The sequence below is a fragment of the Belliella calami genome (assembly GCF_022549695.1).
GTDB classification, from domain to species: Bacteria; Bacteroidota; Bacteroidia; order Cytophagales; family Cyclobacteriaceae; genus Belliella; species Belliella calami.
In genome coordinates, this window is record NZ_JAKZGS010000018.1 from 74,324 (window position 1) to 88,320 (window position 13,997).

General features: G+C 35.8%; 11 protein-coding genes and 1 tRNA gene. 8 read left to right on the plus strand and 4 right to left on the minus strand.

Going from position 1 to position 13,997, the window contains the following annotated elements:
• The first annotated feature begins 80 nt into the window (after window positions 1-80).
• On the plus strand, window positions 81-500 hold the full coding sequence (locus MM236_RS16895; RefSeq protein ID WP_241276173.1) for a 6-pyruvoyl trahydropterin synthase family protein: 420 nt from the start codon (window positions 81-83) through the stop codon (window positions 498-500).
• A gap of 117 nt (window positions 501-617) precedes the next feature.
• Window positions 618-1,724 carry a lipid-A-disaccharide synthase gene (gene lpxB / locus MM236_RS16900; RefSeq protein WP_241276174.1) on the plus strand — a complete coding sequence of 369 codons (1,107 nt, stop codon included), beginning with the start codon at window positions 618-620 and terminating at the stop codon, window positions 1,722-1,724.
• 238 nt (window positions 1,725-1,962) lie between these two features.
• On the opposite strand, the gene clpX is transcribed toward lpxB, so the two are convergent.
• From clpX to MM236_RS16920, 4 genes are all read right to left on the minus strand, one after another.
• Window positions 1,963-3,189 carry an ATP-dependent Clp protease ATP-binding subunit ClpX gene (clpX, locus tag MM236_RS16905; protein ID WP_241276175.1) on the minus strand — a complete coding sequence of 409 codons (1,227 nt, stop codon included), beginning with the start codon at window positions 3,187-3,189 and terminating at the stop codon, window positions 1,963-1,965.
• Window positions 3,189-3,863 (minus strand): ClpP family protease, encoded by a 675-nt coding sequence (locus tag MM236_RS16910; protein ID WP_255806980.1) that lies wholly within the window; start codon window positions 3,861-3,863, stop codon window positions 3,189-3,191. Before MM236_RS16910 ends, clpX begins: the two co-directional genes overlap by 1 nt.
• Before the next feature lie 77 nt (window positions 3,864-3,940).
• The gene (gene tig, locus MM236_RS16915; RefSeq protein WP_241276176.1) at window positions 3,941-5,269 is read right to left on the minus strand and encodes a trigger factor; all 1,329 of its coding nucleotides are present in this window, start codon (window positions 5,267-5,269) and stop codon (window positions 3,941-3,943) included.
• Window positions 5,270-5,379: 110 nt separating this feature from the next.
• A tRNA-Leu gene (locus MM236_RS16920) sits at window positions 5,380-5,461 on the minus strand.
• A 135-nt stretch (window positions 5,462-5,596) separates the two neighbouring features.
• On the opposite strand from MM236_RS16920, the gene MM236_RS16925 reads away from it, so the two are divergent.
• The 6 genes from MM236_RS16925 (at window position 5,597) to MM236_RS16950 (ending at window position 13,772) form a co-directional block, all read left to right on the plus strand.
• Complete coding sequence (locus tag MM236_RS16925) at window positions 5,597-7,822, plus strand: RelA/SpoT family protein (RefSeq protein WP_241276177.1); 2,226 nt, start codon at window positions 5,597-5,599, stop codon at window positions 7,820-7,822.
• A gap of 251 nt (window positions 7,823-8,073) precedes the next feature.
• Window positions 8,074-8,541: a Fur family transcriptional regulator gene (locus MM236_RS16930; RefSeq protein ID WP_241276183.1), complete on the plus strand. Its 468-nt coding sequence runs from the start codon at window positions 8,074-8,076 to the stop codon at window positions 8,539-8,541.
• Window positions 8,538-8,882 (plus strand): STAS domain-containing protein, encoded by a 345-nt coding sequence (locus MM236_RS16935; RefSeq protein ID WP_241276178.1) that lies wholly within the window; start codon window positions 8,538-8,540, stop codon window positions 8,880-8,882. The genes MM236_RS16930 and MM236_RS16935 overlap by 4 nt, the downstream gene beginning before the upstream one ends.
• Before the next feature lie 132 nt (window positions 8,883-9,014).
• Complete coding sequence (locus MM236_RS16940) at window positions 9,015-10,286, plus strand: adenylosuccinate synthase (protein WP_241276179.1); 1,272 nt, start codon at window positions 9,015-9,017, stop codon at window positions 10,284-10,286.
• Window positions 10,287-10,404: 118 nt separating this feature from the next.
• Window positions 10,405-12,753, plus strand: coding sequence for a PKD domain-containing protein (locus MM236_RS16945; RefSeq protein WP_241276180.1), 2,349 nt, complete (start codon window positions 10,405-10,407; stop codon window positions 12,751-12,753).
• A complete protein-coding gene (locus MM236_RS16950) occupies window positions 12,750-13,772 on the plus strand; it encodes a PorP/SprF family type IX secretion system membrane protein (protein ID WP_241276181.1) in 1,023 nt (340 codons plus the stop codon). Before MM236_RS16945 ends, MM236_RS16950 begins: the two co-directional genes overlap by 4 nt.
• The last annotated feature ends 225 nt before the right edge of the window (window positions 13,773-13,997 follow it).

The window sequence follows — 13,997 nt, forward strand, 5'->3', positions numbered from 1 at the left end:
TTGAAATAGCTGTTCAAACCTGAAAATATTGGTTTAATAAATACGAATCACTTACTTTTGCATTCCAAATCAATTAATCAATGATACACGTTTGCAGAAAAGAACATTTCAATGCAGCCCATAAGCTTTGGAATCCTAAATGGTCGGAAGAAAAAAATGTGGAGGTTTTTGGTCCTTGTGCCAATGTAAATTGGCATGGTCATAATTTCGAACTTATTGTCACTGTCAAAGGATTACCTGACGCTGATACAGGTTTTGTAGTGGATCTAAAGCAATTGAGCAATATAATCAGATCGCTCGTTATTGATAAAGTTGACCATAAAAACCTTAACCTAGATGTGGATTTTATGCTCGGAAAAATGGCGAGTTGCGAAAATCTTGTCATGGAGTTTTGGAAAATCCTAGAGCCTGCTGTAAATGAAATCGTACCGCATGGCAAGCTTTATAAATTGACACTTTACGAAACTCCTAGAAATTTTGTAGAATATTTTGGGGAGTAATGATCTTTAATAATTTAAAATTTTGGGTAGCCTCTTTTTGTTGGGGCTGCCCTTTATTTTTTATTAACTTCAAAGTGAAAACGTCCTATTTATAATGTTAGAGCTACTCAATAAAAAATGAAATATTATATCATATCAGGTGAAAGGTCAGGAGACTTGCACGCCTCCAACTTGATCAAATCTCTTAAAGCTAAAGACCTCAATGCTACATTTAGAGGAATGGGAGGTGACTATTCTAAGAAGCAAGGACAAGAACTCCATGTTCATTATGAGGAAGTAGCATTAATGGGTTTTTTGGAAGTTGTTTTGGGATTTAGGAAAGTTTTGAAATACCTTTCTCTTGTCAAAAATGATATCTTGAACTATCAACCTGATGTTGTGATTTTAGTTGATTATGGAGGATTCAACATGAAAATAGCCAAATTTGCCAACACCAACAATTTTCCAGTACATTATTACATTCCTCCTAAAGTTTGGGCGTGGAATCAAAAGAGGGCTCTTAAGATCAAGAAGTATGTAGATAAGGTCTATTGTATTTTGCCTTTTGAAGTTGAATTTTTTGAGAAATTTCAGGTTAATGCCACTTATGTAGGAAATCCATTGTTGGACGAACTGAAAGAGTTCAAACCTCATGATTTTTTCTATCAAAAAAATGAATTGAGTTATCAGCCGATAATCGCTTTGTTGCCAGGTAGCAGAAAGCAGGAATTGGCAAATATGATGAAAGTGATGATTTCTTTGGTAAAAGATTTCCCGAATGCTCAGTTTGTAGTTGCTGGAGTTAAAAATCTTCCTGAGGATTTGTATCAGCCTGCTATCGATGCTGGAATCAAAGTGGTATTTGATCAGACTTATGATATTCTTCATCATGCCAATGCAGCGATTGTGACTTCAGGCACTGCAACGCTCGAGACGGCATTGTTCAGAATTCCACAAGTAGTCGTGTATAAAACTAGTTCCTTGAGTTATGCTATCGCAAAAAACCTTATTCGAGTGCCATATATTTCACTTGTTAATTTGATTGCAGGGAGAGAGGTAGTAAAAGAGCTGATTCAATCTGATTTTAATAGGGAATTGATTTCAGAAGAGCTCAATAAAATTTTAGGCAATAATATTTATAGAGGGATGATGTTGCAGGGTTATGATGATATCAAAAATAAAATTGGCGAAAATCAAGCTTCTTCAACTACAGCAGATCTGATTTGGAATAGTATCAATGTTTAAGAGTCGATTGAATCTTCAATTTTCTCTTTTTTGCAATTCACAATTCTCTCCATATTTCATATCCAAATTGGATGTTTTGGTGAAATAACAAAATAGACCTAGTTGGTTTCAAACTATTCGACTTAAAAAAGTATGAGGTATCTAAAGATAAGATTTTTTGTATTTTATAATTTCTATTGAAAAAATAAATAAAAACAAAAAGGGGAGCATGTTTATGAACCTGCTCCCCTTTTTGTTTTTAAGCTACCTGAAGTTTTTTAAACTTCGATTTATCGAATTGTTCGTGAGCGTATTTCGCATCAATAATCAATTCTTTGACTTTATTGTCCGAAGGGAGTTCGTACATCGCATCGGTAACGATAGCTTCACAGATTGATCTGAGACCTCTTGCTCCCAGGTTGTATTCCATAGCTTTTTCTACGATGTAATCCACACCACTTTCTTCGAACACCAAATTCACACCTTCCATTTCCATCAGCTTTTGATATTGTTTGATGAGTGCATTTTTAGGCTCTGTCAAAATACTTTTCAAAGCAGTTTTGTCTAGTGGGTCCAAATGTGTAACTACAGGAAGTCGTCCGATCAATTCTGGGATTAACCCAAATGACTTCAAATCTTGGGCAGTTACATATTGCAGCAAATTATCTCTATCTGCGTGGGCTTTATCCTCAGCTTTACCAAAACCCAAAGGCTGTGTATTCAATCTTCTTGCAATATGTCTTGTGATTCCATCAAAAGCCCCACCACACACAAAAAGTATGTTTTCGGTATTGACAGCGATCATTTTCTGGTCAGGATGCTTTCTTCCTCCTTGAGGTGGTACATTCACTATAGTACCCTCAAGAAGTTTCAAAAGTGCCTGCTGAACCCCCTCACCACTCACATCTCTTGTGATGGAGGGATTATCTGACTTTCTTGCGATCTTATCAAGTTCATCGATATAGACAATTCCTTTTTCAGCAGCTTCAACATTATAATCAGCTGCTTGAAGTAACCTTGTCAGAATACTTTCTACATCTTCACCTACATAGCCTGCTTCTGTCAAGACTGTTGCATCAGCGATACAAAATGGTACCTCTAAAACCTTGGCCAATGTTTTTGCCAAATAGGTTTTTCCTGTACCAGTTTCGCCTACCATGATGATATTCGATTTTTCGATCTTAATCTCATCATCAGCATTGATTTTTTGCTGTAACCTCTTGTAATGATTATATACTGCAACGGTCAGCACCTTTTTGGCTTCAAATTGACCAATTACATATTCATTTAGGAACTCAGTGAGTTCCTTGGGTTTTTTGAGTTTGAACTTTTGGTTTTTCTCTGGTTTTTTGGTTTTCTCCTCTTCCCCGAGAATCTGATATGCCTGATCTATGCAAAAATTGCATATATGTGCAGAAATACCAGATACCATTAGATCTACATCTTTTTTATTTCTTCCACAAAAGGAGCATGTAACTTGAGCCATTATTTTGCTTTTCTTATCAAAACTTCATCAATTAAACCATATTCTTTGGCTTCTGGTGCTTTCATCCAATAATCTCTGTCAGAGTCTCTTTCTATATCTTCGTAAGACTTGCCTGAGTGCATAGCCAATATGTCGTAAAGCTCTTTTTTCATTGACATAATTAATTTCAATGAGATCTCCATATCCCTTGATTGACCTTGCATTCCTCCTGATGGCTGATGAATCATCACTCTTGAATGTTGAAGTGCAGACCTTTTGTCTTTTGCACCACCTGCAAGCAATACTGCTCCCATGGAAGCTGCGATACCTGTACAGATGGTTGCTACGTCAGGATTGATATATTGCATTGTATCATAGATTCCTAAGCCAGCTGTAACTGATCCTCCTGGACTATTTACATAGAGCAAAACGTCCTTCTTAGGGTCGGTAGATTCCAAGAATAGTAATTGAGCAGTAATGATGTTTGCGATAAAATCATCAACTTGGGTTCCCAAGAAAATAATTCTATCCATGATTAATCTTGAGAAAACATCAATTTCTCTGAAATTTGTTGGACGTTCTTCAATCACTGATCGAGTCATTCCATTGATGAAGGTATCATATTGGTCAAATGCATTGCCACTAATACCTTGATTGTGAACTGCAAATTTTCTGAATTCGTCTTTATTGAACATGTTGATTTTTTTAGTCGTTTACAAAAATAAAAAAAGCCCTTAAAGAAGGACTTTTTGTTAACGAAATTGTTTCAGAATTAGTTTTCTAAAAGCTCTTTGAACTTCTCTATTGTCAAAACTTCTTCTGTCAAGTCTATATTTTCTTTGACAAAGGTCAAAACTTTTTCGTTTTGGACAGATGTCATCATCTGCATGTAATTTTGTCCTTCATTCCCTTGAAGGTAATTGTCTACAAACATATCCATACTGTCTTCCAATTGTGCCCCTAAGCCTGAAGAAGCGAATTGCTCTCTAACCATTTCTTTGGTTTTTTCAACCACATCAGCATGTTCTGCTTTGATTTCGTTTTCTTGGGCTATTTCATTAGAAATGATTGTCCAAGACAGTTGCTTTGCATAGATAGGGTACTCTTGATCTACTTGCTCTTGAGTAACTTTTCCTTCATTAGCTTTAAATAACCACTCTTTAAGGAATGATTCAGGAAGATCGATTTTTGTATTGGCAATCAGAGTTTCTTTGATCTTTTCATCACTGTAAACTTTGATTTCTTTATTGTAATTTTCTGACATGATGGAATTTACTTTTTCCAAAAACGCCTCTTCTGATTCTACTTGGTTTGGTCCGAATACTTTATCAAAAAACTCTTGGTTTAGTTCTGCCAATTCAGTTCTGTTGATATTTTGTACTACAAAAGTGAATTTGCCTGAAAGTTTTTCAACTTCAGACTCTTCTACTCCAACTGTCTCAGCTAGGTCTTCTTTGATGGCTTTGGATGGATCAAATTCTACGATATCACCTTTTTTCAAACCTATGAATTTCTTCAATGACCTGCCGTCAACCTTAGATAAAGGAAGAGAGAAAGTTTTCTCAAAATCACCATCTACAGCCTTGATGTCACCATATATAAAGTCTCCTTCTTGGCTTTCTTCTGGATTTGTCATTTTCCCATATTGGCTACGAAGATTTTGAACAGCATCATTGATGGTTTCTTTGTCCATCTCTACGCTGTAGCTAGTAGCGTTGGTGTTTTTGTCAACAGAAATTTTCACATCTTCAACAAAACCGATTTTGTATTCAAAGTCAAATTCTTTTTGAGTGTTCCAATCAATTTTATCAGCATCCTCAATTACCGGAAGTGGATCCCCCAATATTTTAAAAGTTTGGGCTTTCAGATAATCATTTAAAGAAGTAGAAAGGATGCTATTGATTTCATCCACCAATACGGAAGTTCCGTAAAGTTTTTTTACCATCGTAACTGGCGCTTTACCAGGTCTAAAGCCTTTGATATTGGCTTTCCTTGCGTATTCTTTAACTTTAGCATCAACCTTTGGTTGATAATCTGCTTCATTTAACTTAATTTTAACTGAAGCTTGATTTGCTGAATGCTTGTCTAATGTGATTTCCAAGGTATTTTGATTTTGATTTGTCTTTAACTAAAAACCCCCAATCTCTTTTCTTCATTCGAATAGCTTAAAGCTTTTTCGAAATCGGAACCGTGATTGAGGGTTTGAAAACGTGCGGATAGAGGGACTCGAACCCCCATGCCTTACGGCGCTAGATCCTAAGTCTAGTGCGTCTACCAATTTCGCCACATCCGCTTATCTAATGTGGATGCAAAGGTAATAATGAATTTCAAACTTGCAAAAGTAGAGTGAAAAAAAATCAAAAAAATGTTAGAAAAAATATTTAGACCCCATTTTATTTAAATACGGAATTGTTTTACCTTCGAATATATGATACAAGTTGATCTAGAAGAAGAAAGAAAAGAGATCCTAAAGAGATATAGGAAACTGTTAAAGTTGGCTAAGCCATTACTCAAGTCTGGAGACGCAAAGATTATCAAAAAAGCTTTTAATGTTTCCAATGAGGCTCACAAAGAGATGAGAAGAAAGTCTGGAGAGCCTTATATTTATCATCCATTGGAGGTTGCCCTTGTCTGTGTTGAAGAAATTGGCTTGGGACCGACCAGTATCGTAGCAGCGCTCCTTCATGATGTGGTAGAAGACACGGATTGGGAATTGGAGGACATTGAAAGGGAGTTTGGTGTGAAAGTCACACAGATTATTGATGGACTAACCAAAATCTCAGGTGTATTTGATTATGGATCTTCCCAGCAGGCTGAGAATTTTAGGAAAATGCTTCTCACACTTTCAGATGATGTGAGGGTTATATTGATAAAAATTGCCGATAGGTTAAATAATATGAGAACTCTTGGTAGTATGCCAAGACACAAACAGCTCAAGATTGCATCCGAGACAATGTATTTGTATGCTCCATTGGCACATAGGCTCGGATTATATACTATCAAGTCAGAGTTGGAGGACCTTTATTTAAAGTATACAGATACTGAGACCTACAACTTTATTGTAGAAAAAATCAACGAAACTAGGCTTTCCAGAAATAAATTTATCAAAAGCTTCATTGCTCCAATGGAAGAAGAGTTGACCGAACAAGGATACAATTTCACTATCAAAGGAAGACCAAAGTCTATTTATTCTATTTACAACAAAATGAAAAAGCAAAATATACCTTTCGAAGAAGTGTATGATCTTTTTGCCGTTAGAATTATTGTAGATACAGAAGTTGAAAATGAAAAGGCAGATTGTTGGCAGGTATATTCCGTGGTGACAGATTTTTATAGGCCGAATCCCGATAGATTGCGAGACTGGATAAGTACACCTAGGACTAATGGGTATGAATCGCTTCATACCACTGTAATGAGTAATACAGGGCAATGGGTAGAAGTTCAAATCAGAAGCCAGCGAATGGACGATATTGCAGAGCGCGGTTATGCAGCACACTGGAAGTACAAGGACAAGGATTCATCTACGACAAAAGCGTCCACAGGATTGGATGACTGGATTACACAGGTTAGGACATTGTTAGAATCCAATGATGGATCGGCAATTGAGTTTATGGATGACTTTAGGGGGAATCTATTTCATGATGAAGTTTTTGTCTTTACTCCAAAAGGTGATCTCAAAGTAATGCCTATAGGTGCTACAGCATTGGATTTTGCATTTGAAATTCATACTGAAGTAGGTGCTAAATGCATTGGTGCCAAAGTAAACCAGAAATTGGTTTCTATCAATCACAAGCTTAAGAATGGTGATCAAGTAGAAATACTCACGTCAAACAAACAAAAACCAACGGAAGATTGGCTGCATGTAGTAGTGACTTCCCGAGCCAAAGCAAAAATCAAAGATGCTTTAAGGGAAGAGAAAAAGTCCTCCATTTTGGATGGTAAAGAGATAGTCCAAAGGAAATTAAAGCAAATGAAGCTTGATTTCAATTCTGAAGTCGTGGAGCAATTAAGAGCCTATTTTGAAACTAAAACAGCAAATGAGTTTTATTATAAAGTAGGGAAAGGAATAATTGAATCTACTTCTATCAAAGGTTTCAAGGATTTCAAAGAGGAAAAAAGGCAGAAAGGAAAAGCTTCTTTCGAAGTTGTAAAAGACGAGTCAAGCTTTACCAAAGAGATCAAAAACTTAAAAGGACCAGATCATGACCAGTTACTGATAGGTGAAGATATGGACGTGGTCGATTATGTGCTTGCAAAATGCTGTAATCCAATCCCAGGAGATGATGTATTTGGGTTTGTAACAGTCAATGAAGGGATTAAAATCCATCGCACTTCTTGTCCCAATGCTTTGGAATTGTTGTCCAATCATGGCAATAGGGTCATAAAAGCCAAGTGGACTAGTCAGCAAGAAATAGCATTCTTGGCGGGATTGAGGATTGTAGGTACTGATAGGGTAGGATTGATAAACGATGTAACGAAAGTTATTTCAAACGAGCTAAAAGTCAACATGAGGTCTATTACGGTAGATTCTGACGCTGGAATTTTTGAAGGTACTATCAAACTGTATGTTCATAGTACCCAACATTTGGAAAAATTAATGGAAAATTTGGGAAAAGTGGAGGGCATTATAAAAATAACAAGGTTTGATTATTAGTTGAATTTTGAAATTGTTCATCATTAGAAAAGTTTTTTCAAACTTCACTTCTGATTTTCAAAAAAGACGTATTCATAATTAAGTTCTATTACTTCTAAAAGGTAAAGTGATACTTGATCAAAATATATAAAGTAAAGATTATCCGCATTCTAATTTGGAGTATTTGAAAATCGGTTTAATTATGGATGATTATATTTATTTGAATCATTTCTAAATAAGAACAGTTATATTTGAAACAAAAAAAAGAGACGATGGCCTTGAATGAATCCCTATATGAAGAGGTAAAGAAAATTTTTACAGCCTATTTGGAAAATAAAAAACTTCGAAGGACTCCTGAGCGTTATGCTATTCTTGAAGAGATTTATGGAAGGGGAGGGCATTTTGATGTAGAATCGCTATACATCAGCATGAAGAATAAAAACTATCGAGTGAGCCGGGCAACGGTATATAATACGCTCGATTTGCTGGTAGAATGTGATTTGGTTACGAAGCATCAGTTTGGACAAAACCTTGCACAGTATGAAAAATCTTACGGATACAAACAACACGACCACTTGATTTGTATAGACTGTAATCAAGTAAAGGAGTTTTGCGACCCAAGAATCCAAAACATTCAGAATACAGTAGGAGAGATCCTTAATTTTAAAGTATTGCATCATTCCTTGATTCTTTACGGTAATTGTACCAAAGAAAAATGTGAACATAAACCAATTATATGAAACTAACATATCAATCCGAAGAAAAAGAAACTACTCACTTTTTGTTTATTCAAGGTGATTTAATTGGAGATGATGTAGGCCCGAAACTTGTCGAAATCGTGACAAACGCGGTCAATGATAAGATCAAAAATTTTGTCATTGATCTAAAAGAAGTAAGGTATATTTCTTCGAGTGGTATTGGTGTTTTGATCACAATGCTTACCAAAATGAGAAACTCAGGTGGGGAAGTTTACTTAACTTCCCCGTCAGAACATGTCAAAAAACTTTTAATAATTACAAAGTTAAATAACATCTTTACTGTATTTGATTCTCTTGACGAGGCAAAGGAAAGCTTAAAGTAATATTATCAACTAGTTTAAGCTGATTTTCGAGTTTTCAATAATAAATAACTTGAATTCCTTGCAATTTTTTAACCTTATTCCAAACTTCGCTCCTCAAAAATAAAACAAACAATTAAGTAAAAATATAATCAAATGAAAATGGATGTGTTATTAGGCCTACAGTGGGGCGATGAAGGAAAAGGTAAGGTTGTCGATGTACTTGCTCCACAATATAATGTAGTTGCTAGATTTCAAGGAGGGCCAAATGCTGGACATACATTAGAATTTGATGGCATTAAGCATGTCTTGCACCAAATTCCTTCTGGGATATTCAGATCAAACTTGACCAATATAATTGGTAATGGTGTTGTGCTTGATCCTGTAGTTTTAAGAAAAGAAATTGAAGGGTTGAAAAAATTCAATATTGCTTTTAATGAAAACCTGTTCATTTCTAAAAAAGCAACCATTATCATACCAACACATAAATTGCTTGACGCTGCTTATGAGAAATCAAAAGGTGATAAAAAGATTGGATCAACACTGAAGGGAATTGGCCCTACCTATCAAGATAAAATTGGCAGGGTAGCATTAAGAGTGGGGGATATTCTTGCAAATGATTTTGAAGCAAAGTATAATGCGTTGGTAGAAAGGCACAAAACCACATTGTCATTTTATGATTTTCCATTGGAAGAATTGCCAGAGTTAGAAAAAGTTTTTTTTGATGCTATAGAATTTTTTAAAACATTAAATCTAATTGACAGTGAATACCAAGTTAACGACCACTTGACAAATGGAGATAAAGTATTGGCAGAAGGCGCACAAGGTTCCCTTTTGGATATAGATTTCGGAAGCTACCCATTCGTGACTAGTAGTAGTACAATGACTGCGGGAGCTTGCACAGGCTTGGGAGTAGCTCCTTCTAAAATTGGCGAAGTCTATGGGATTTTCAAAGCTTACTGTACCAGAGTAGGAAGCGGTCCTTTCCCTACAGAGCTTTTTGATAAAGACGGAGAAGATATGAGGAAAGAAGGTAATGAATTTGGCTCAACAACTGGCAGACCAAGACGTTGTGGTTGGATAGATTTACCAGCTTTGAGATATTCTATCATGATAAATGGTGTTACCCAATTGTTTATGATGAAAGGTGATGTTTTGAATATATTTGAAAAAATCAAAATATGTACCCATTACGAGCTTCCAGATGGTACTCGGGTAGACAGATTGACTTATGAACTCAATGATCAAGACGTAAAGCCAATTTACAAAACAGTGGATGGCTGGAACAAGTCACTTTCAGGAGTAACTACTTACGACGATTTTCCTCAGGAATTAAAAGATTACGTTAGTATTTTGGAAGAAGAGCTTCAAGTTCCCATCAAGATGGTATCGATCGGGCCTGACAGAATACAGACGATTTTAAGGTAAAAAAAACAGAGCTTAGTTAAGAAGGCTTTTGAGTTATCTCGAAAGCCTTTTTTTATTTTAATTCAAATTGTATAATTTACAAATTGATACAATATCCTTACTAACTTCCTTTTGCCAAATGGCATATAATCCAAAAATAAACTATTCAATATTTTTCATTCTCCTCATTGCAAATTGTTTTGCTATAAAAACTTACGGACAAATTGGTTTTCCATATTGTGAAACTTTTGATGGAGGGAGTACACAATCATCTACTGTCTTCGGTGGGAGTGCTGTTTTAAATTCTGGAGTATTGAGACTGACGAGTAATCAAAATGATCAAAGTGGTTTTGTTTATATTGATATGCCTTTTTCATCAACATTTGGAATTAAGGCATCTTTTGAATATTTCTGTTATGGAGGCACTGGTGCTGACGGTTTGACAGCTTTTCTTTTTGATGCAGCTATAGCGAACTTTTCACCAGGCGGGTTCGGAGGCTCCTTGGGTTATGCAAGAAGGGATAGTGAAGCAGGGCTTTCGGGAGCTTATCTAGGAATTGGTTTTGATACTTTTGGAAATTTTGGAAATAACACACAAGGAAAAATCGGAGGATTCCCAGGAAACGAAGGTGGTTTTCATCCAAATTCAATTGTTGTAAGAGGTCCTGGTCAAGGGATTTCTGGGTATCAATATATTGTTGGAAAAAAAGTAAATGAGGGTGGGATATTTGGTTTGCCTGAAACTCAAAGATTTTCTTTGAGTTCAGGTGGTCAAGGAACGAATAGGATTGTTAATCCACAGATTCCTGGTTACAGACAAGTTTTTTTGAATCTCGAACCCAATCCGAATGATGTAGGCTATTTATTGACCGTAGAAATGTTAGTCACCACCGAAGCGGGTAATCCAAGGTCTGTGACTATTTTTAATCAAGAACCTTATCCTTTTGAAGCCCCAGAAGAATTGAAAATAGGATTTGCGGCCTCGACTGGTGGAGAAAATAATTTTCATGAGATTAGAAATGTTATTGTCGAAGTTTCCAACCAAGAGGGACTAACGAATCCAGAAGGAGTAGATATTGATGATATTGCGTCTTGCGCTGGTCAGGAAAATACTTTTGACCTATTTAATTCAAATATCATTCTCCCAAATGAAAATTCAAACCTAAGATGCGTCCAATTTTATGAGACGATAGAAGAAATTCAGGCTGAAGAGGAAGATGTTTGTTCACAAGGTAGTTGTAGGGCTGAAAATCGAGAATTGATTTTAGCAGAAGGGGTTTTTAGGTCAGATCAGAGTGGTGGAGGTTTTACATTTTTTCCAAATCCTGAATTTGTTAATGAGTATGTAGAGGTTTTTTATACAATAACTGACAGTTATGGGAAAAGGTCTTTAGGAAACAAATTAAGATTGTTAGTTCAGGAATCACCATCACCTGTTCGTATAGAAAGTGAAAACTTTTCACCTAGCCAAGATGAGATTCGACTCTGCGAAGGGCAAACTGTAAATTTTAAAGCCTTAGGTGATGAAACTTACAACAGGTTTGAATGGTTTTTTAACAATGAATTAATTGCTGATGATTTAGGGGGTTCAATAGAAGCTTCGACCCCAGGAGAGTATAAAGTTCTTGCCTTTAATGGTAAAAATTGTCCTGCAGAATCAAATATTGTTTCTATTGTAAATCCAGATTTACCGGAACTTGAAATTGACAGTCCTGTAGTTGGCTGTTTGCCAGGAGAAGGTGTGGATCTTAGAATATTTATTACAGATTATAATGAAGACCTATTTGATTATGAAATAAAGAGTCAAGAGGGAGTTCAGTTGACTAATGAAGAACTTTCCCAGGTTTCAAATTCTGGAGAATATTTATTTAGGTTCAAGCATAAGGATTTAACTTGCTGGTCTGAAGAGATTGTTTTTCAAGTGATCATAGTAGATGAGCCAGTTGTTTCTAGTTTTGATTATGAAGTTGACGGAACTGGTATAAAAACAGATGAACAAGGAGGGATCTTTATTGATGATCCAATCAGGTTCACTAGTGAATCTACAGGAGGTGCTGTCAGTTGGTTTTGGGATTTTGGAGATGGAAGCACAAGTATAGAAGAAACGCCAATTCACGTATTTGGACAAAAAGGGGATTTTGAAGTGGCTTTAACTATAATGAATGAGCTTGGATGTGAAGATACATTTATAAAAGAATTGTCTTTGACGCAATCTTTCCGTGTGATGTACCCGACAGGGTTTACACCTACTCAGACGGAAAATCAATTTTTCAAACCAAAGTTTAAAGGGATTATTACAATGGAGCTTAGTATTTTTAATTTATGGGGGAATTTGGTTTTTCAAACTAGCGATGTGAATTCAGAAGGTTGGGATGGTCAGGTCAATGGAGAGTTGATGCCAGGTGGGAGTTATGTTTATAAAGTGAAAATGGAATCCATTGATGGAGATCTGATTGAAGAAAGTGGGAGGTTTCTATTAATAAGATGAGAATTAGTTCCTTATTCTTTATTTTGTTTTTGCTTCTCATATTTGCAGTAAAGGCGCAAGATGTCCAGTTTTCACAATTTTATTCAGCTCCTCTATATCTAAACCCTGCATTTGCAGGTAGTTCAGAAATGACAAGGGTTGGATTCAATTTTAGAAATCAATGGCCTTCTCTCGATCAGACATTTGTTGTTTTTTCAGCTTATGCAGATGGCTTTATCCAAGAGAAGAACTCTGGCTTGGGGTTGGTTGTGAATGGAAGTAGAGAAAGCTTTACAGGGTTTCAAAATTCTGAGATAGGACTGCTTTATTCATATCGGTTGAGAGTGGGGGAAAAAGGATTTTTGCATATGGGTATTCAAGTTTCTTACGCTGCAAGGTCTGCAAGTTTTGATGATATTATATTAAGTACACAACTGGATATAGATAGAGGTGTGATAACTCCCGGAAATAGTCTTGTTAATCCAGATGAAAGACAAAGATCTTTTGCTGATTTGCACTCTGGGTTGTTATATTATAATGAAAAGATTTGGTTTGGTGCTTCTGCACATCATTTGTTAAGGCCTGAACTCTCTTTTCTACACGATGATCAATTTCGGCTGCCCATCAAGTATTCATTCCATGGAGGGATCAAGTTTGATTTGGAATCAGGTTTTATAAATGATTATTTCAATAATACAAGACAAGAAAGAACAGTCGCGATTGCCTTCAATTATAAGAATCAAGGTGTGTTTGATCAGTTGGATGTTGGGACAGAGTTTTATTTTGAGCCAATTATTTTAGGAATTTGGTATAGAGGGTTGCCAACACAGTTTAGGCTACCAAACAATGAAGCATTAATAGGACTGTTGGGGATTACACTTAAAAAAGGCCTTGATATTGGTTATAGTTATGATTTTACCTTGTCTCAATTAGGCTGGAGGAATTCTGGAGGTGCTCATGAAGTTTCAGTTAGATATTCTTTTGTAGATGAATTTGTGAATAGGAGGCAAATTAAAAGGTTACCAACATTTCGATACTAATATTATTTCAAAACTTTTCTACTTGGTTTTCAGGTATTTTGGTAATGTTGTAAAAATACTTTGTTAAGAGTAGTTGTAAATTTGGGAAAAAGTTGCAGTTTTGCAATCCCAAACGGGGGAAAGGTTGACACAGAAACACAGCAAGGGCAAAAAAGAAGTAAATATTTTCAATCTTTTTTTTGCGGTTTTAAAAAACATTCCTACCTTTGCAAACCCAACTCGTAA

Bases quoted from the DNA above. Each gene is read 5' to 3' on its own strand.
- MM236_RS16940 (WP_241276179.1), top strand. From the start codon at position 9,015: ATGAAAATGGATGTGTTATTAGGCCTACAGTGGGGCGATGAAGGAAAA.
- MM236_RS16945 (WP_241276180.1), top strand. From the start codon at position 10,405: ATGGCATATAATCCAAAAATAAACTATTCAATATTTTTCATTCTCCTC.
- lpxB (WP_241276174.1), top strand. From the start codon at position 618: ATGAAATATTATATCATATCAGGTGAAAGGTCAGGAGACTTGCACGCC.
- clpX (WP_241276175.1), bottom strand. From the start codon at position 3,189: ATGGCTCAAGTTACATGCTCCTTTTGTGGAAGAAATAAAAAAGATGTA.
- MM236_RS16950 (WP_241276181.1), top strand. From the start codon at position 12,750: ATGAGAATTAGTTCCTTATTCTTTATTTTGTTTTTGCTTCTCATATTT.
- MM236_RS16935 (WP_241276178.1), top strand. From the start codon at position 8,538: ATGAAACTAACATATCAATCCGAAGAAAAAGAAACTACTCACTTTTTG.
- MM236_RS16925 (WP_241276177.1), top strand. From the start codon at position 5,597: ATGATACAAGTTGATCTAGAAGAAGAAAGAAAAGAGATCCTAAAGAGA.
- MM236_RS16910 (WP_255806980.1), bottom strand. From the start codon at position 3,863: ATGTTCAATAAAGACGAATTCAGAAAATTTGCAGTTCACAATCAAGGT.
- MM236_RS16895 (WP_241276173.1), top strand. From the start codon at position 81: ATGATACACGTTTGCAGAAAAGAACATTTCAATGCAGCCCATAAGCTT.
- MM236_RS16930 (WP_241276183.1), top strand. From the start codon at position 8,074: ATGGCCTTGAATGAATCCCTATATGAAGAGGTAAAGAAAATTTTTACA.